Origin of the sequence: Shewanella cutis, assembly GCF_022410515.1 — a bacterium.
In the GTDB taxonomy this organism is placed as follows: Bacteria; Pseudomonadota; Gammaproteobacteria; order Enterobacterales; family Shewanellaceae; genus Shewanella; species Shewanella cutis.
Map to the genome: position 1 here is coordinate 1 of NZ_JACSDI010000018.1, position 19504 is coordinate 19504.

At 47.8% G+C, this 19504-nt stretch carries 16 protein-coding genes, 1 tRNA gene and 1 pseudogene; 5 read left to right on the top strand and 13 right to left on the bottom strand.

The genetic code is table 11. The features are described from left to right. Positions 1 to 184: 184 nt before the first annotated feature. Both H9J30_RS17470 and H9J30_RS17475 read right to left on the bottom strand, forming a co-directional pair. Entirely contained in the window at positions 185 to 799 is a 615-nt protein-coding gene (locus tag H9J30_RS17470) for an HNH endonuclease domain-containing protein (RefSeq protein WP_078511363.1), read from the bottom strand. Further along, a complete protein-coding gene (locus H9J30_RS17475; RefSeq protein WP_054757467.1) occupies positions 792 to 1925 on the bottom strand; it encodes an AAA family ATPase in 1134 nt (377 codons plus the stop codon). Before H9J30_RS17475 ends, H9J30_RS17470 begins: the two co-directional genes overlap by 8 nt. Before the next feature lie 595 nt (positions 1926 to 2520). Between H9J30_RS17475 and H9J30_RS17480 the strand changes: the two genes are divergently transcribed. Then, on the top strand, positions 2521 to 3132 hold the full coding sequence (locus H9J30_RS17480) for a DUF3157 family protein (RefSeq protein WP_240132169.1): 612 nt from the start codon (positions 2521 to 2523) through the stop codon (positions 3130 to 3132). Between the two features lie 138 nt (positions 3133 to 3270). Continuing rightward, entirely contained in the window at positions 3271 to 4260 is a 990-nt protein-coding gene (locus H9J30_RS17485) for a DUF481 domain-containing protein (protein ID WP_240132170.1), read from the top strand. Here the strand turns inward: H9J30_RS17485 and H9J30_RS17490 are convergent, their stop codons facing one another. Both H9J30_RS17490 and H9J30_RS17495 read right to left on the bottom strand, forming a co-directional pair. Beyond that, positions 4261 to 4827 carry an MliC family protein gene (locus H9J30_RS17490; protein ID WP_427915928.1) on the bottom strand — a complete coding sequence of 189 codons (567 nt, stop codon included), beginning with the start codon at positions 4825 to 4827 and terminating at the stop codon, positions 4261 to 4263. Positions 4828 to 4916: 89 nt separating this feature from the next. Next, entirely contained in the window at positions 4917 to 5132 is a 216-nt protein-coding gene (locus H9J30_RS17495; protein WP_240132172.1) for a hypothetical protein, read from the bottom strand. 130 nt (positions 5133 to 5262) lie between these two features. Between H9J30_RS17495 and H9J30_RS17500 the strand changes: the two genes are divergently transcribed. Then, positions 5263 to 5877: a hypothetical protein gene (locus H9J30_RS17500; RefSeq protein WP_240132173.1), complete on the top strand. Its 615-nt coding sequence runs from the start codon at positions 5263 to 5265 to the stop codon at positions 5875 to 5877. 115 nt (positions 5878 to 5992) lie between these two features. Further along, positions 5993 to 7342: a M48 family metallopeptidase gene (locus H9J30_RS17505; RefSeq protein WP_240132174.1), complete on the top strand. Its 1350-nt coding sequence runs from the start codon at positions 5993 to 5995 to the stop codon at positions 7340 to 7342. Positions 7343 to 7407: 65 nt separating this feature from the next. On the opposite strand, the gene yedF is transcribed toward H9J30_RS17505, so the two are convergent. The 3 genes from yedF to fdhD all read right to left on the bottom strand — a co-directional run bounded on the left by yedF (position 7408) and on the right by fdhD (position 9816). Beyond that, a complete protein-coding gene (gene yedF, locus H9J30_RS17510; protein WP_198781583.1) occupies positions 7408 to 7641 on the bottom strand; it encodes a sulfurtransferase-like selenium metabolism protein YedF in 234 nt (77 codons plus the stop codon). Further along, on the bottom strand, positions 7641 to 8855 hold the full coding sequence (gene yedE, locus H9J30_RS17515; protein WP_240132175.1) for a selenium metabolism membrane protein YedE/FdhT: 1215 nt from the start codon (positions 8853 to 8855) through the stop codon (positions 7641 to 7643). The genes yedF and yedE overlap by 1 nt, the downstream gene beginning before the upstream one ends. Positions 8856 to 8979: 124 nt before the next feature. After that, a complete protein-coding gene (fdhD, locus tag H9J30_RS17520) occupies positions 8980 to 9816 on the bottom strand; it encodes a formate dehydrogenase accessory sulfurtransferase FdhD (RefSeq protein ID WP_240132176.1) in 837 nt (278 codons plus the stop codon). 141 nt (positions 9817 to 9957) lie between these two features. On the opposite strand from fdhD, the gene H9J30_RS17525 reads away from it, so the two are divergent. Next, positions 9958 to 10052, top strand: a tRNA-Sec gene (locus H9J30_RS17525). 69 nt (positions 10053 to 10121) lie between these two features. Here H9J30_RS17525 and selB read toward each other — a convergent pair. The 6 genes and pseudogenes from selB to fdnG all read right to left on the bottom strand — a co-directional run. Then, positions 10122 to 11945, bottom strand: a pseudogene (gene selB, locus H9J30_RS21765) (selenocysteine-specific translation elongation factor); the annotation flags it as partial. After that, positions 11942 to 13363, bottom strand: coding sequence for an L-seryl-tRNA(Sec) selenium transferase (gene selA, locus H9J30_RS17540; protein ID WP_240132179.1), 1422 nt, complete (start codon positions 13361 to 13363; stop codon positions 11942 to 11944). The pseudogene selB and the gene selA, both read right to left, overlap by 4 nt. A gap of 57 nt (positions 13364 to 13420) precedes the next feature. Further along, complete coding sequence (gene fdhE, locus H9J30_RS17545; RefSeq protein WP_240132180.1) at positions 13421 to 14329, bottom strand: formate dehydrogenase accessory protein FdhE; 909 nt, start codon at positions 14327 to 14329, stop codon at positions 13421 to 13423. Next, complete coding sequence (locus tag H9J30_RS17550) at positions 14329 to 14970, bottom strand: formate dehydrogenase subunit gamma (RefSeq protein ID WP_133181952.1); 642 nt, start codon at positions 14968 to 14970, stop codon at positions 14329 to 14331. Before H9J30_RS17550 ends, fdhE begins: the two co-directional genes overlap by 1 nt. Then, entirely contained in the window at positions 14967 to 15881 is a 915-nt protein-coding gene (gene fdxH, locus H9J30_RS17555) for a formate dehydrogenase subunit beta (protein WP_275679664.1), read from the bottom strand. Before fdxH ends, H9J30_RS17550 begins: the two co-directional genes overlap by 4 nt. 2 nt (positions 15882 to 15883) lie before the next feature. After that, entirely contained in the window at positions 15884 to 18898 is a 3015-nt protein-coding gene (gene fdnG, locus H9J30_RS17560) for a formate dehydrogenase-N subunit alpha (RefSeq protein ID WP_240132181.1), read from the bottom strand. Between the last annotated feature and the right edge of the window lie 606 nt (positions 18899 to 19504).

The following is a 19504-nucleotide window of genomic DNA, read 5'->3' on the forward strand; positions in this document are numbered from 1 at the left end:
TTTTAAAGCCTAGGTGAAGGTGCTGAAAAACACAAAAAGATATGGCTGTCCCAACTATCTTTCCAGCTAACGCCCTGTTAAGGTGTGAGCAACGCAATACCGAAGCTCCCGCATGCCACCTTAAACACAAAACGCAACGCATAGTATAAATGCCACGCGTTGCGAATCACTCTTAAACAGATTGTTATGGGGCTATGGCATCAAAAGCTTCTTGCAATTCGGGGTTATCTATTTCTACCCTAGGCTGGTTGCCCTGTGCCATATCAAAACTGTTTTTTTCCAGACGGTCCAATTTAAAATAATCGTAAGTAAACGCACCTTTAGAGCTGCCATTTACAACCGAATACTTCAACATAACTTTACGACCAACTTGTCCTGCTATCAGCAGTAAATGAGAGTCATAAAAGTCCAAGTTGGGGTGAATTATTTTATAGTACTTTGAGCGCAGCAATGTTCCAGTATGAGCTGTATTTATTCCTTCTAAAAAGTCAACTTTTGACTTTTTGATATTCATATTACAGCGCTTGCATGAGACGGAAAGATTTTTACCTTTAAACATCTGTTTTGGAAAAATTGACTTTGGTAGGATATGTTCGATGTCTATAACCATTCGAAACTCTCCATATATATTCCTACCACAATAACAGCATCTATCCTCTGTTTTTATTAATCCAAAATTTTTAATTTTATCTTTTAAAGAAGTTAATGATGGGTTTTTATCCCACCCAGTGTGACCAATGCGAGATGCTTCCTGCATAGATCTTTTCTCTAGGTCAGTAAATGATGGTCTATTAGGCATCGGAAGTCCTTGAATTATTTATCTTTTCAATTATCTCATTAACGCCTTCTAAGAAAGTAATCTGCCGAGGGTCGTAAACTTTGTTTTTGTACCCTTCGATGATTTGTAACGCATCGTTATATTCAATATTCTTAGCGTCAAAATTATTTATTGTTTCTACCATTTTGTTAGATAAAAACCTATTTTCAGGAGTAATCACTCCGAAGACCTCTGAAAGCAACTCTTCATTGTTGCTTGTTTTTTCATCTACCTCTACAACAACTCCATTTTTTGGGGTAAATATTTTATACAAATCGTTATCTATTGGAATGATTTGAGGTGAATGTGAGGCCACATAGATCTTTGGTTGAAATAAGTAAAAAACATCCAGGATCATATCTATATATTTACGCTGCCATCTCGGGTGTAAACTATTTTCAGGCTCGTCAATTAAGATTACAGTGTCTTTATCAATATATGAAGAAATATGAACCAACATTGAGATGATCATTAACTCACCTGAGCTAGCATTTGCTAATGCTATTTCGGAATCTTCCCTATACAGGTAAGTTCTAAATCTTTTAATAATTTTATATTTTTTTAAAATTTTCTCGTATCGTATGAATGCGGACAGAGCAGATCCCGATACATTATTATTTTCTTTAGTTACTGCCCATAGACTTATAGCAACAACTGATTCTCTAGAAAATGGTTCGTGATATTTTTTTATTAAACTGAAAACATCATAAATCCGTTCATCTTCTTTCGCTGCAAGATATAACGATTCTATATTATCTGGCTCAAACCCTTCGACCTTGATTCCTATTCTTGGCGAATATTTTGCGTATTCCAAAGCGCTTATTAAATATTTAACCCTATCAACATCACTATTGGAATCGCCTAACAATGATTTTTTGATTGCTCGTTCAACCATGCTTCGGCCTTGACGACCTCCATAAAAGTGGAACTTCCTTCGCCTCGAAGTGAATTTATCATGTATAGAGGTTGCTATCGCTATTACAGTTTTATTGTCATTTAGGTAGTCTAAAGAAAGCTCATTCAAAAGAGCACTTTTACCAGTTCCGTTTTCGCCAATAATTATTTTGATATTAGAATTTGTATTTTTAAGATTAAAGTTATTACTCATCTACCTGAATTACCTCCAACTTTGATAGCCCCATAACATTTTATTCGTGCGCATGCGCGTTTACCTCGTTGGACCAGTGAAAACGCGCACAGTTAACTATTTGTATGTAATGAACTTATCAGCATTTTGCTAAATTCACCATCTGGAAAAACGCGCATGCGCGTTTCCCAAATCTATTATCTAACTCATAGGTTTTATAATTGCATGATTTTAAGAATATTTATTCATATTGGAATGTGAAAACGCGCACGAAGTTGGAATAAAAATCGTCATGATTCCGATATGACTGTATGCCTGTCCAGTTTTTAGGCATCCCAAAACATTGCAACATTTGAGATATATGGATGAAAATTTATAGGCGAGAAAGTCTGTGTTTGACTGCGCCACAGACAACCAGTTAACTCGTTTTGGGGCAAAAGTAAGTTAACTCAATCTGTCGGTTCTGATTGCATCCGGATGTAAATCAGCACAAGTTAAGTCCAGACTAAATCCACTTTTTTATTCACCAAAACGCGACTTAGGCAGTGACGACTATGCTGCAAATTGTTTATGTTAGGGCAAATTATTGACTCGACAGATATCGGAGCCAGAAACCATGCCCAATTCATTTCGCCGTAGTGCACTCAGTTCACTCTTGTTGCTCTCATTCTCTGTGATGGCTGCGGATGTGGCGACAATCACCCTTGAGAATGGGGCTCAGGTCAGACTGAAAGATGACTTTACTTGGGAATATATCATCACAGAGACTAAAGCCGCTGAGATGCCCGTGGCTGTCGCTGCAGCACCTAGCGCCAACATTGTAAGCACGAGCACTGCCGCCGTTGCTGCCGCACCAGTAACCACCCTTACCGCCAATGCCATTGCGCGCCCTGAACTCTTGGGTTCTACCGCCAAAGACGGCATTAAAGTCACTTTTACCGACAGCCAGTGGAAGGGCAACAAACTCGGCCTGACCTTCGAACTTGCCAGTACCAGCAGTGAGCATGTGACCTTGGTTGAGGTAGAAGCTAGCTTCTTTACTGATGATGGCTCACTGCTCAAAACCGAGAAACTGGAAGTTTGGGAAGCCATTTTCCGCATGCCAGAAACCTATTTACGTAAAGGTGAGCAACGTAAAAGCCGCGTGATTTGGGTCGAAGATGTGGATAAAAACCGTTGGCAAAAACAGCTAGTCAATCTCAAAATCACCGAAATCAACTCCCGTTGATCACATGTCCAAAGTAAGGAGTTGATAGGCTCCCTGTCAATTCCTTACAATCTCCCCTTAACGCTATTGCCTTACTAGCCGTGATATAAGCTAGAATGCCAGAATCTTTGAGACCGTTAATTTTTGAGCCAACCGCAAATGCCAAATCGCTATCCTATTTTATGTATGGCCATGCTCTTAACGGGCGTAAGTTGGCAAAGTCTTGCTGATACCGTGTTACTAAAAAATGGCGATCAAATCACTGGTGAAATTAAAAGCTTTGACGAAGAACACTTAGTCATCAAGCCCAGTTATTCCCCAAAAATATCCATAGAACGCAGTGCGATCAAAAGTTTTGAAACTATCAGTAATCAACATTGGAGCATCAATCGCACGCTGCAAAATGTGAGCATTCAATCCTCAGAACTCGATGGGTTTGTGCTGGTTAACAATCAACAAACACCTATTAGTGATTTAGTGTTTTCTGACCGAAAAAGCGATTCTGAGTGGCGCTACAATGGCAGTGTGGAGGCCGCAATTGATGTCACTAGCAACACTAAAAATACCCAAAAACTCCATGCTAAAAGCGATATTACCGCCGAAACCTTACAATGGCGCCATAACCTTAAAAGTGAGGTTCGCTATGAAACCGAAGAGAAAACCACCAAACGTAATACGATTGAAGGTCACTACAGCCTTGACTATCTCATCAGTGAACATTGGTTAGTGCGTCAAGAGGATTATTTTCAAGAAGATAGACTCGAGGTCCCCATACGCAATTATTACGCCGCGCTCGGTCCAGGTTTTCGATTTTGGGGGGTCGGGCGAGATAAGCTGGACTTTGTTGTCACTTACAACCACTTTTGGTTAGAGAGTCAATACTTTACCTATCAACTCAATGCCTGGGCTACCACTATTAACTATAAACAATATTGGTTTGACGGCGTATTGGAGACCTATGCCGATCTCCAAATCGCCTTTCCTGACACGCCAACCATTGACTATATTTCTGACGTAACCATTGGACTTAAATACTTGCTAACACAGCAGATTTACCTCTCATTTAAATATGATATTAATGAGACTGTGTCCTCTGCGCTCAATACACAAAACATCAACTACAACCTAGGACTGGGTGTGAACTTTTAATCATTTGGGTGTTTTTACCGTACAGGTCATTTCTGGCGCTTCATATCCCCAAACGATTCTCGCTTCACCATGGTGTTCCCACAGACTCTCATTTTGGCCCTGATATTTGGCACCACTGGCGCTAGGCTGAACAAACATCAGCGACGTTTTATCGCCACGCTCGGCAATCAGGGTCGCTGGCTCAGTTTTAAAATAATTGACCACGACTTCATTGGCGGGATTGCCATCGCAGGCGTAAAACACGGGGCCAGTCATCTCAACGAGGCGATATTGCGCCTGTAGCTCGGCAATCCGAGTTTGATAACTCGACTCGATACAGGCACGTTTATCTTCACTCTTCCAACATTCATTACGACCTTTGACCCAGCCCCGCTGCATGGCTTTTAATACTGGAGGTTGTTCATTTTTAGCTTTTTCAGTGGCCTTGGCATAAACATCCGCCAGTTGCCTATCTAACTTAATTAAGCCCGCATCCTGACACACCATCTCTTCGATGCTCCCCGCCTGCACTTTACCACAGTCGAAGGAAGGCGACTCTGCTGCAATAGCAGACATACTCAAGGCCATGGCTAACAGCCCTACTATTCCTGCGTTTTGCGTATTGATTATCTTAGCTAACGTCATACTTTTAACTCCCTTATATCAACGACCAATCACTATTCATTGCTATAGCTAACGCCATCCCAGCTTAACCTAAGCTGACTTAAGCAAAATACGCTCACCGAACAGGCAAAAATCAGCACTAATCCACAAATACCACTCAATGCCAGCTCAGCAATCAAGCTGTGCTTAACAAACTCGAGTAAGTGTAGTGCAGCCTGATGGGTTCCCCCAAAAGTGTCCACTGAACCGGACACATTTAAACTGAACACGCGGACACATTCAGGCCCATCAGGCGGACACTATTTTTATCGCAATGATAAATAAGGAATATTTTATTGGCACAGACTCTGCTTATACCAGAGTGTTAATCACAAACTTTCATTCATACAAGGAAGCATTATGGACACTCGTACAAAATTATTCGGTAGTTTATTGATTATCGCACTCATCTCCTGCGGCATATGGGCAACCCAGCAAACGAGCACTCAAAGTTCAGCCGAAACCAACATTTCGGTGAACAGTCAAAATTACCCTGATTTTTCTTGGACTTATGTGCATCAAGATGGCGAGATGACCATTGGTTCAGGCCAGAGTCAAGATTGGAATAAACTCAAAAGCCAAGGAAATCCCTATAAAACAGACTACCTTTGGGTCAAAACCGCGGGTAAAGCCTATGTCATCACCAAGCCAGACTTAGTAAACCAAGTCAAAGAGGCAGTGCGCACAATGCAACTGCAAGGCGAAAAAATGCAGCGACTGGGTGAACAAATGCAGGTTAAGGGCGATGCCATCAGCGCCGAAACCAGCAAACTCTTAATCAATCTCGCCTCAAGTGAAAAAGATACTGAGGTTAACGCGCAAATTGAAAGTCTGGGCGAATCGATGGAAGTGATGGGCAAAGAGATGGAACAACTCGGCCAAGTTCAGCAAGAGTTAGCCAATGTGGCTGAAAAGCAGGTGTTCGAACTAGCACAAAACGCGATTAAACGTGGCGATGCGACACTCGCGCCCTAATTATCTTAAATTAAAAACACTAAATTATAGGTAATCCCTATTATAGAGATTGTATTTCCTAGTGAAATTGACTATTTTCACGCCGTTTTGTTATTTCACTAGGGAAAGGATCTATATGGAACAAGCGATTACCGCAGGGAACAACCACCCCATTCAAATGGCCGATACCGTCTATTCGAAAGAAAAGTCACTGTTTGCAATTTTAGCAATTATTTCAGGACTGATTTGGGCCGTGCTGATCTTAGCCACCAAAGGTATCGCCCTGATTTATGTGCTGATGTTTTTTATTATCTACTTATTCACCCACTCGGCGTTTATCAGCTACATAAAGGGTACTGCGGTTGAAATCAGCCCTGAGCAGTTCCCCGATTTACACAAACAATACCTCGCCTGCTGCGAGCGTTTAGAGATTAAAGAAGCGCCCCGCGCTTATCTGTTAGCGGCCGATGGCATGTTAAACGCCCTCGCGACCCGCTTCTTGCGCCACAACTATATAGTGCTGTTTTCATCAATTGTGGATGCACTCGAGTCGGATAAAGATGCGATAAACTTCTATATTGGCCATGAGCTGGGCCATATTCGCCGTAACCATATTGGTAAAGAGCCGCTGTTAGTGTTCGCTACTTGGCTGCCATTAATCGGTGCCGCCTATGCCCGCGCCTGCGAGTATACCTGCGATTTACATGGCCTGCGCTGCTGCAATAGCTTACGTTCTGCCACCAATGCAGTTGCCGTATTAGCCGCTGGGGTTGAGCAGTGGAAACGCATGAATGTCGACCAATATATTCGCCAAACCCAAGAGTCGAGCGGATTTTGGATGTCCTTCCATGAGCTCAATAGCAGTTATCCTTGGCTGACTAAACGTATGGCAAGAGTACAAGCAACTGCACAGGGCAAAATGTATGCAGCGCCTTCTCGCAGCGTATTCGCCTACCTCTTTAGCCTATTTATGCCACGTATGGGTACGGCTGGCGGTGGAATTATCATCCTCGCGGCCATTATCGGTGTGGCCGCAGCGGTCGCGATTCCCGCCTATAAGGAATACCACGAGAAAATAGGCGAGGAGTTCGGTTATAGTCAGGATATGGGAAATTCGATGACGCAACAATCGGATACACAGCCCCCTGAGCCAGCACCAGTGCCTAATACCGCACTCGCTATTGAGCATATCGACCAATTGCGTCAGTCACTAATACCAGTAACAGATGCTCTAACTCAATATTATCAAAGCACTAATGCATGGCCGACTGAGCCAGAAGTCCTTGGATTAACCGATGAGCAACTGTCCACTTTCACTCTCTATACTAATCCAGTTATTAGCTTTGATGCAGGTGAGGCCCTTGGCAATTATCAAGGCTCATCAGTGTATCTGAGACTTGAGGTGGACGAGCAAAATAATATCACTTGGATATGTTATAGTAACATTATTCCCGACGAATATTTACCTGCCGATTGTCAAGGCTAAGATCAAAAAGCGCTGCCAATGCAGCGCTTTTTATTTGCCGTGATGGCCTTATTCGAATGGTTAAATTAACGCTGGATCAGATAGCGAATCGTTGGCCCGTTTTGCTCAATTTCTAGCACTTTATAGCCATGATTCTTAGCATCGAGGGGAATATTGTTGATTGACTGCGGGCAGTCACTGATCACTTCTAATATCTGCCCCGGTTTCAGTGTTGGCATGGCCTCAAGGGTTGCCACGGCAGGATAAGGGCAAGGCTCGCCCACCATATCGAGTTGATAATCTGGAATATATTGACTCATTACGCCGCCTCCGCGATCAATTGTTCATCCCGCTTTGCCTTACGGGCAAAGAAACGTTTTTCCCACAGCAACATGGCCGCAAATGACAATGCCAGCAGCAAATAGGTCATTAATAAGCCACCTTTATCGCCAAAGCTGGTGAGCAGGTTAACCTTGTCCCAGTTGGTCGCTAAGGGTTGAGCCAAGTCATCCCAGTAATAGGCCAGCAGGGTTGAACCGAGCACGTTACCTAAGCCGACCCACCAGAAATGTACTTGGCCTTCGACGGCGCGATACATCCAACCTGTCTCACAACCACCCGCCAGCACAATGCCAAAACCAAACAGCAGGCCACCAATCACCGCATTCGGGCCAGCCCACATAATTTTGGGCGGCACGCCTAATTGCACATAGCTATAAATCCCGATGACACTCACCGCCATACCGAGAATAATCGCCTTGGCCATATGGGTGCGTCCGGTGATCCACATATCGCGAAATGCCGAGGTAAAGCAGATTTGCGCCCGCTCAATCAACAGACCAAAACCCACACCGCAGAGCATGGCGATACCCAGTTTAGGCGCATTGAACATCGTCAGTAATCCCCAACCAATAATGGCTGCGAACACTAACATGCCGATGCGAAAACGCCGTCTGGCTTGGTTTTCATCCTGTTTGACCGAAGACGCCTTATCGACTTTCTTCAACTTCACCGGAATACGAAACATGGGCAGTAGCGTAAAGCGCGCACCAAAGTACGAACCCGCCGCCGTCGCGAGGGCAAAAAACCATGCGTGTAAGGAAAACTGCGGAATACCAGTAAAGAAGGCCGCTAAGTTACAGCCCATCGCCAAGCGCGCCCCAAAGCCAGCAATAATGCCGCCGATTAACGCCTGAGCGATACGGATACGGCTCTGTGGCATACGCAGTTTAACGTTATTCGCCCACAACGCCGCCGCAATACAACCACCAAACATACCGATGATCATCATGCCGTCGATACGGTCTAAGGGAGAGCCCTGCAAACCTATCACCTTGAAATAACCCCAGGTTTCAGGATTTGCGCCCATCAATTGCAGCAAATGCCCACCCCAGCGAGTAAATTCCCCCGTGACGGCCCAGAAGGTGCCAGTTAAGCCAAAATAGTAAGTAGAAAGGATACCGGCGGCGATAACCGCAGGCATTGGAGCCCAAAAACGAACCAAATATTGTTGTTTAAATTGTTGCCATGTCATGTCATTACCCTAATGAACGAGACTATAAAAAATAAGCGCAAAGCTTATACCTGTTGCTACACAAGCAAGGCACAATCCCTTAAAAAATAAGGTGCTGAAGAGTCTTAATTGTGTAGCGGCACGCTTAAATGGCCTTCGCTAAGCTGGCACGATTCAGCCCCAATAGCCGATAGCCATGGGTGTAAAGCGTGGCTCTGCCATTACGACAAAAACCGATAAGCGTGATGTTGCTTTTCTCTGCTAATTCCAACGCCAGTGAAGTCACGGCGGACATAGCAAACAGAATTTGGATATTGGCACTGGCGGCCTTTTGCACCATTTCGAAACTGGCACGGCTGGTAAGCAACACGGCCACAGGTCGCTCTGCCTGACGCATTGAGCATCCACCGATTAATTTATCCAGTGCAATGTGCCGACCAATGTCCTCAAAGGCGGCGATGATTTGTCCGTCTTGATCTAAGCCCATGGCAGCGTGGGTCGCTCCAGTAAGCTTAAAGTGATGCTGATTTTCCTTAAGTTGCCCAAGCGCGACTTGAAGATGATCGATATTAAATCTGGCATCCGAGTCGACGCGGATAACAGGTTTTACCGCCTCTTCTAACTGAGCCACACCGCAAAGACCACAGCCAGTACGCCCAGCCATATTGCGGCGCTGCTGCTTGAGCTCCATAAAGCATCTTTGGGTGATTTCCACTTGAATGAGCACGCCTTCGGGGGTGAACTCGAGATCTACCCCTTTGATTTCATTCACATGGGAAACAATCCGCTCCGACAAGGTAAAGCCAATGGCGAACTCTTCGAGATTTTCAGGGCTAGCGAGCATTACTGTGTGGGCGATGCCGTTATACACCAGCGCCACACGCACCTCATTAGCAACATAATCAGTCAACTCAGATGCCTGTCCCAGCTCTAAAAGGGTCACCTTTCTTTCAGTAACCACAGCGTGTGAATGGTATTCCATAGCGCCCCTCTAAAATCATAAATTCAAATAAAAACAATTGGTTTACTTATGAAACACGACTTAAGTCACAAAGCGACCAACGAAATACGAATGCGCTTGATTCAGGTTTATGCATTTTCTACTATCGGTTTGTCTTCTATTGGAAGAACGTCGTCTCCGGTGAGGCGTCCGGATTTCAAATCCGGGTAGGGCTGCCAGCAGTCCTGGGTAGGTTCGACTCCTATGTTCTTCCGCCAATTCTCATGGGAATAAAACAGTTCCCCATCCCGAATCTCCCGACTGTTACTGCGATACTTCCTACGGGTAAAACCACTGCGGTCAAAAAACTCCAGCAATTGAATGCTGACCTTACGACCAAGGCCAATCATGTCTTTAAACTCTGCGGTTTCGAGCTTACCGTGGGTGTCCACATGCTCACGCACCAGATTGGCGTAGTGGCATAGCTGCTCACTCAACAGATACCTGTCCTTCACCACCGCGGTAATAAAGCCCTGTTGCACCAGTTGAAAACACAGCAATCTGAGTTTGGCGGGTTCGAGTTCCAGATATTCCCCCATCTCTGTTACCCATACAGGCGACGTTTGCTGCGCCAGCCAAGGGGCTAAACACTGCCAGCACTGCTGCGCCTCGCTATCGAGGACAATCCTGTGGTCCGCCAACTGCAGCAAGGCGCCGCGCAGCACCATCAGTCCCTCTTGGCAGAGGCTATCGAGCACCTTATTGGCTAAATCCTGAGGCAATACGCTGTGGCTCATACGTTGCAGACGATTACGCCCCAGCCCTAATTGGTCGGGATGCTGTTGGTGATACTCACGTAGCAGATCGATAAACTGCTGTTTTTCTTGCTCAAGTAACTGGGTCGATAGCCCATAGACTCCGAGGCGAGTCAGCCCCGCCTGCGCCAGCATGGCAGCCAGCCCTTCATCGGTTAGCTGCCAGCGCCAATGGATTTCATCGATACTGAGCGCCTCAGTCTGGCCGAGTAGCGCCAGCACATTCACCGGATTGGTGAACTGAGCCAAGTGTTGCAGCTTACTGACACGCTCAGGCGTTCGCTTCTTACGATTGGGGACTTTTAATGCCAGCACCCGCCCCGCTCCCAGCGTTTGCTTACCGCCAATATGCCTGAGCACTATCGGGTCGTCCTGACACAGCAGCAGCGGCTTATCCAGCACAATTTCGGCCAGATAACGCCCCTGCTCATCGGCTTCATCCAGAAGCGATACTCGCCCCAAGGTATGGTCGGCGCCGTGATGACAATGCACATTTTGCCAATGGGTTAAGGGTTCAAAACTGCGTATCTGCACTACGGGTCTGGCGCAAAGCTCAGCCTGAGGCAGGCTGCTTAACCAGTCGCCGCGGGCGGGCGCCCTGTGGTTATCAACACCAGTAAGATTCAAAGCGACCCGAGTGCCACTCAAGGCTCGATGGACTTCCATCCCTTGGCAGTGAATGCCGCGCACCCGCAATTTCGCCTTTTGCCCTGAGCTGTAGAGGCTATCGCCAACACACACACTGCCGCTAATCACAGTGCCCGTGACCACACACCCGGCACCTTTAACACTAAAGGCGCGATCGAGCGTCATCCTAAAGCTGCAGGCATCTTCCGCTTGGGTCGATTGCAGCTCGGCAATATCCAAAATATGTTGTTTAAGGGTTTCTACCCCCGCATCGCCTGCATCATTCGCGCAGACCTCAAACACGCCACTGGCCTCGATACCGTATTCGGCAAGCAGCGCCATCCCCTCTTGAGTCAACTTGGCGGCGGTTTGCTCATCGACCAAATCCCGCTTGGTCAGCACTAAGGTCAAACTATTGAGCGGTAAAAGCGCGAGGATTTGCAGATGTTCGCGGGTTTGCGGCATCACACCATCGTCACAGGCAAACACCAGCAGCGCGTGGCGCACATGGCTCACGCCCACCAGCATGTTATTGATGAACTTTTCATGGCCGGGCACATCGATAAAGGCTAAGCGAGAGCCATCTCGCAGTGGCATAAAGGCGTAGCCGAGATCGATAGTCATGCCACGGCGTTTTTCTTCGGGGAGCCTGTCGGTGTTCATACCCGTCAAGGCACGGATCAGCGTGCTCTTGCCGTGGTCGACATGGCCCGCGGTGACCATAATCATAGCTGCACACCTAAGGTGCTGAGTTCGGCTAACAATTCGGCCTCATCATCGATACCGCGCAGGTCGAGGCGAAGTTGATCTTGGGTCATTCGGCCAATCACAGGGCGCTGCGCCTGCTTAAAATGCTGCTCGAGCAGCATTAAACTGCCGCCCCCTTGCGCGTTAAAGCACAGGGCGATTGAGGGTAAAAAGGTGTCTGGCTGCGAGCCGCTACCGACTTGAGTTTGGCACTCCACTAATTCTATGCCATAGCTCGGGGAAAACAGCGGCACTAAGGCGCGCTGCAGACGCTCACCAATTTGACGTAACTCAGCTTGGCTGCGGGCAAATTTAGCCATAATCGGCAGTTCCCGATCCAAAGTTTCGGGGTTGAGATAGTGGATCAGTGTTGCCTCGAGCGCCGCGAGAATCAGCTTATCGCAGCGCAATGCACGCTTTAGAGGATGACTTTGGAGTTTGTTTATCAGCGCCTGCTTACCGACAATCAAACCCGATTGCGGGCCGCCGAGGAGTTTATCGCCGGAGAAGCTAACCAGATCGACCCCATCCGCCAACATGGCTTGGGGCGTCGGCTCCTGTTTAAGGCCAAAACGGCGTAAGTCGGTGAGTGAACCACTACCAAGATCCGAGATCAGCGCGACCCCACGCTCGCGGCAGAGTTGGCCTAATCTGGCCTCATCCACCGAGGCGGTAAAACCACTGATATGGTAGTTACTGGTATGCACCTTCATAATGGCGGCGGTATTCTCGGTTATAGCCTGCTCATAGTCCTTAAGGTGAGTACGGTTAGTACTGCCGACCTCGACTAAGGTGCAGCCCGCTTGGCGCATAATGTCTGGAATGCGAAAGGCGCCGCCAATTTCCACCAGCTCACCGCGGGAGACGATCACTTCTTTGCCCGCGGCCACCGCCGACAACATCAGCAGCACAGCGGCTGCGTTGTTATTCACCACGCAGCAGGCCTCTGCCCCTGTTAAGCGTTGGATTAACCCACTAATGGCATTATCCCTATGGCCACGCTCACCCGCTGCTAATTCAAACTCTAGCGGCGTGGGATAACGCATCACAGAGGTTACCGCCCGAATGGCCGCCTCAGACTGTTGGGCACGACCAAGATTGGTATGCAGGATTGTTCCCGTGAGGTTCCACACAGGCTTGAGACTATGGCTATAGTCCTTAGACAATTGATCAACCAAATATCCGTTTAGTAACGACGGGTTCGCACACCAAGTGGGCAAGCGCCGCTCTTGGGCAATCAGCTCACGCGCCGTGCGTAGCTGACTATCCAACGCCGCCTTTACTGCTGCTTTACCATAGCGTTGCAGCAAGGGCGCTAACACCGCATCGGCGAGCAGACTGTCCATCGAAGGTAGCGCGCGGTACAGGGCTTGGGGTGTATCGGGTACTTGGGTCATCATTTGTATCATCTTGATAAAAATAAGGGGAAGAGCTCAGTGAGCTCTTCCCGACTTTGGTTATTGCTCAGTTTCGTGGGCCAGCAGCAATGGATTGACCGTGGTCGCTCCAAAGCCCTTGGCATTTAGCTCACTGTCGAGCATCAGGGTCGCTAAGTCGTCGGCCGCCACATCCATCAGCGGTGACTTTTCGACGAACAGCATCTTGGTGTAACCATGGCATTCGTCGCAGCTCTCGATGCGAACTTGTGCTTGAGTATCGTCAAACGACCACAGCGTCGTCCCCTTATCCTGCCCGCAGCTGGTGCAGTGGGCGCGAATGTAATGCCATTCGCTCTCACACAAACTGCAATGCAGATAACGCAGACCGGCTCTCGGCTGGTCGACAATCACACTCGCTACGGGATGACTACCGCAAATCGGGCACAGGCTCTGCTGCGCGACTTTGCGTTGATCAATCCGTTTGATCACCATAGGCGCCCAGTGAGACCAATAGACCCCCATCGCCGCCCAGATAAACAAACTAAAGCGCGCAGGCACTGCGCTCATATGCCCCTGACGCAAGGAAGCCCCCCAAGAGGTGAGTTGTTCTGGGGATTGCTGCATCAACAACCGCAGCACTCTCGCCATATCTTCACCCACCTGCGGCAGCAGATCACTTAACAGTTGTTGCAGCAGTCCTTGCCAATAGCTATCTGCCTCTGAGCCCAAGTGGGAAAGCGGAATCGCTTCATCTTTCCCCCAAGCGAGCAGCTGACCGAAGTCAGCCTCCGCCGCCAAGCGGGCCTGAATAGCAACCACTCTGCGGCATAACTCAAAGTAGTCGGCCAGCGGCGAGTCCTTAGCCAACGACAGCAAACGCTGCGCCCTTCTGTGATAAACAGCTTTAGGGTCCACCGCCTTTAAGGGTTTAAGTTCCAGCGGCGATTCGCTGCCGGGGACCATAGGTATCTCGGCTGTATGACTCATTAATGTTTCTCCACGTCCGAATGTTCATCCAACATCAGCGGATGATGTTTACGGCACCACGCCTTAGAGACCTTGCCGTAAAGCATGCCTGTGATAGACCCTTCCACCCAGGTCGCCATCCAAAAGTGCACCATCACAAACATCAGCATGATCAAAGCACTAATGGCGTGCAGCACGATCGCCCAGCCCACTACAGTGGCCGAGAAGTAAGGCGCAAAGTAGGGTTGCCACATGATGAATCCCGTCACGGTTAAGGTGATAGACGTCAGCACGAAGGCTCGGAACAGCACTTTTTGGCCAGGGTTGTAATGGCCGATAGGCGGGATTTTTTCCTCGTTCTCGAACATCACGTCCTTGATGGCAAGCATCCAAGCCAGATCATGTTTTTCCCATTTGTTGTGGTGGTAATAACGCACCAACATCAACATCAGCGGTAAACACATCATCAGGCCAGCAATTGGGTGAATAAACTTCGCCAATTGCGGCGTGCCCGCTATTGCGCCCAACCATTGGAAGGAAGGATAGAAGAAGGAAAAGCCAGTCAGAAAGGTGACTAACCCCACGGCCACAATGAACCAATGACAGATGCGGTCGAACAGCTTGTGACGCACTACCATTTCTTGCTTGTTATGCTTGCTCATTTCTTGGCCTCCTCTTCCTGCTTAACCTCTTCCTCTGGCGGCTGATAGCCGGGTTGGTCCTCTTCCACTATGTTGCGACCGACGGTGATTTTATGCAGGCAAGCCACAGCCGCCGTCGCAAGCAGTCCGACAGTACCCAGTGGTTTCACCCAGTCCTGCCACAGGGTGACAGACAGTGGGATTTGCGGATCCTTAGGCATTTCGTAGGTTTCAGGCTGAGTGACATCATGCAATACCATCAGCATGCCTGTGCCACCAACACCCTCTGGGTTATAGAGCCCAGCCTTAGGGAAACCACGTTCTTTCAGCTCGTTAACACGCTTTTCGGCGGAGAACAGCATGTCTTCGCGCGTACCAAAACGTAGCGCACCCGTGGTACAGGACTTAACGCAGGAAGGCTCCAGCCCAACAGCCAAGCGGTCAGAGCACATAGTGCACTTGTAAGCCTTGTTGTCGACGGCGCTGATCTTCGGGATGTCGAATGGACAGGCACTGGCACAATAACCACAGCCAATACATTTGTCCGAATCGAAATCCACAGTGCCATTAGCATGCTGAATAATTGCGCCAGAGGTCGAACAAGCTTTTAAGCAAGCAGGATCGGCGCAGTGCATACAGGCAGAGTGAGTAAACTGCCAGCGCAATTTGCCTTGGTCTTCGATCTCGTTGTACTTCATCAGGGTCCAGCACTCTGGAGACAGAGATGCTGGGTTTTGATAAGTCCCTTGGAACGAACCCACCTCTTCACGCAGGTCATTCCATTCGGAACAAGCGACCTGACAGGCTTTACAACCATTACACTTAGTCGCGTCAAACAGCTTCGCAATTTGCTTCACGCCACCGACTCTCGCCTGTGCAGGTGGAGTCGCTTGCGAAGTGCCGGAACGTTGAATGATATCTTGAGTCGCCATTATCAGACCTCCGCCTTTTCAACATTCACGAGGAACGCTTTGTACTCAGGCACACCCGTGTTGGCATCACCCATCTCAGTGGTAAGGACGTTACAGCTATAGGCCTTACGCGTAAGCGCGTTATGGCTGCCGTGACGTGGAATACCGAGTGTGTGTACCGTTTGACCATTGACCTGCAGTGGGCGCATACGCTTAGTCACCAAGGCTTTGGTGAGAATGTGGCCACGTTTCGAGCTCACTTTCACCCAATCACCATTCTTAATGCCTTTTTCTGCCGCCAATTGCTCATTCATTTCCACAAAGGTCTCTGGCATGGCAATCGCCGCTAAACGGCAATGTGTCGTCCAGAAGTTAAAGTGCTCTGTGAGTGAGTAAGTGGTACAGGCGTAGGGATATTCCTCTTTAGTACCGATAGTGTCTTTCACCCCTTCGAACCAACGCAGCACAGGGCTGTGCACCACATTGGGATGCAGTGGGTTGGTGCCGATAGGCGATTCGACCGGCTCGTAATGCTCTGGGAACGGCCCTTCTTTCAGCAGTTTGAGCGCGAAGAAACGACCCACGCCGTCAGCCTGCATAATGAAAGGATGCGCACTTTCCTGTGGATTCAACTTGGCATTGAAGTCGGGCACATCTATCCCTTCCCACTTACCGTCTTTCCACTCAACGATCTTACGGTGCTCATCCCAAGGCTTACCGTTCACATCACAGGAGGCACGGTTGTAGAGGACGCGGCGGTTAAGCGGCCATGCGAAGGCCCAGCCCGGCGTAATACCTTTACCCGATGGATCATGGTTATCGCGGCGAGCCATTTGGTTACCGGCTTCGGTCCAAGAACCCGCATAAACCCAACAGGCACTCGCAGTACTACCATCGGCCTTCAGTTCAGCAAAGCTGCTGATCTGACGCTTGGTCGCGACATCGTAACCATTCAACTCTTTCGTCAGTTCGATAGAGCTTGGGTTGTGCGGATCGGTATAGTTCCAGTTAATCGCTTCAATCGGCTCAGGCAGTTTGCCGCCCTCTTCACGATATAACCTTCTCAACTCCAGCAGCAGACCAGAAACAATCTCTGAGTCCGACATCGCTTCGCCTGGAGGATTAGCGCCTTTATAGTGCCATTGCATCCAGCGGCCAGAGTTAACGATCGAACCTTCTTCCTCTGCAAACACTGTCGCAGGTAGGCGGAATACTTCGGTTTGAATACTGGCGGTATCGACCTCGTTATAACCGGGTTCGTTTTGCCAGAAGGTGGCGGTTTCCGATGACAAGTTATCAAGCACTACGAGGAACTTAAGGTTACTCAGTGCCTTGATGTTCTTATTACGGTTTGGCATTGAGTTAATCGCGTTAACCCCTTGCACAATACAACCGTTCACTTTGCCACGGTACATCATGTCCAGATGCTTACCGAAGTCATACATCTGGTCCCACTTCGGCAACCACTGATAACCGAACTCGTTTTCAGGTGTCGCGTTCTCACCCCAGAAGGCTTTGAGCAGGGACACATAAAACTTTGGATAGTTTTGCCAGTAGTTGGTTTGACCTGGGCGCAATGGCTTCGGTGTGTTGGCCGCCAAGTGAGCGGCTAAGGTAGGTTCTTTATCGTTTGGCAGTTTAAGGTAACCAGGTAAACTTTGAGCCAGTAGACCCATATCGGTTGAACCTTGAACGTTGGCGTGGCCGCGCAATGCGTTAACACCACCACCTAACTGACCGATGTTGCCCAGTAATAACTGTATCATCGCCATAGAACGGATGTTCTGCGCACCTTTACTATGGTGGGTCCAGCCCAGCGCATACATAAATGTCGCCACACGATCTTTAGTATGAGTGCTCGCAATGGCGTCACATACCACTTGGTAATCTTCTGTTGGTGTACCAGTGATATTACTTACCGTTGCAAAATCATAACGTTCTACGTGTTGTTTGAGTAAGTTCCACACACAACGCGGGTGCTCAAGTGTTTCATCCACTATGGCATAGCCGTCTTCGTCGAGTTGGTAGAACCAAGATTCTTTGTTGTACTCGCCTTTTGCTTCATCAAAGCCTGAGAAGAGGCCGTCATGGAAGTCAAAATCATCCCGCACCAGATAACTGGCGTTGGTATAGGCTTTCACATAATCGAAGTTAACTTGATTGGTCGAAATCAAATAGCGAATCACACCCAGAAGGAATGCAATGTCAGTTCCTGAGCGGATTGGGGCATAGTGATCTGCCAATGACGCACTGCGGTTGAAACGTGGGTCAACCACAATCAACTTAGCATTGTTATGCTGCATAGCTTCCGTAACCCAGCCGAATCCGACAGGGTGAGCTTCTGCGGCATTACCGCCCATAATAATCACTACGTTAGAATTTTTAATATCGATCCAGTGGTTGGTCATGGCACCACGCCCAAATGTTGGAGCAAGACTTGCTACCGTTGGGGAGTGTCAGTTACGTGCAATAGTATCGATAGCTACTAGGCCTAAAGCGCGAGCAAATTTTTGTGTTGCTAAGCCGCTTTCATTGGCCATACCGGATGAGGTCATCATCCCTGTGGTTAACCAACGGTTAACCGTTACGCCATCGGCGTTTTTCTCAATTAGGTTCGCATCACGGTCATCTTTCATCAAACGTGCAATACGCTTAAAGGCATCTTGCCAGCTGATCCGTTCCCATTTGTTACTGCCCGGAGCGCGATATTCTGGATACTGTAAACGGTGTGGACTGTTAACATAATCCACAAGGCCTGCACCCTTAGAGCACAATGCACCTCGGTTTACTGGATGATCAGCATCACCCTCGATATGGAAAATAGCATGTTCGGAGTTTTTACCCCCACTGCCTTGGCTGTACATCAGCAGGCCACAACCGACCGAGCAATACGGACAGTTGTTACGGGTTTCTTTAGCTCCGAGCAGCTTAAACTCTCGCACTGCTGCATAGGCCTTTTCGGACATCAATCCCAGCGCTGAAATCGCTGAGGTTGCCGCTCCGGCCGCACACAGTTTAAAAAACTGGCGTCTGTTCATAGCGTTCTCTCACACTTTTGTCGTTATGAGTTAGATGATTGCAGTGGTAATGCTGCAATCGTTTGAGTGAGTCAATAAAGCCCCCACTTAATTTAAGATTATCCTCAAAGTGAAAATAGATAACAAATAATGACATGAGATCAAGATCTCAAATGACCAACAACAGGATTAACCACCAAAAAACAAGATTAAAAAAATTAAATTAAGAATATAAAACCAAAATATAGACACAAATAAGCAATTAAATTCAAATTACACACAAAGACATTTTGTCCACATCAACAAGCCCATTTTGTCTCACAATAGACAATTAAGGTTATAACGAACATTAATTTAAGGCACAAAAAGAATAACAAAAGACTAAAACAGTGTCAGATTTACTTGTTTTAGATGGATAGACAGCCACAAAAACTGACAATGTAAAGATTGGATAAAAAAACACTCTTCCTACGGTGTTAAACGCACCTAAAGTACAAAGTGCAAAAACAGCGAAATCGCCGGATAAGATAGACAAAAGGCATAGCAAATCGCTATGCCTTTCACTTTATAGGGCGCTTGCTTCAGCACTTTTCACCCGCTGAGGGGTTATCGGCACCAAAGACTATG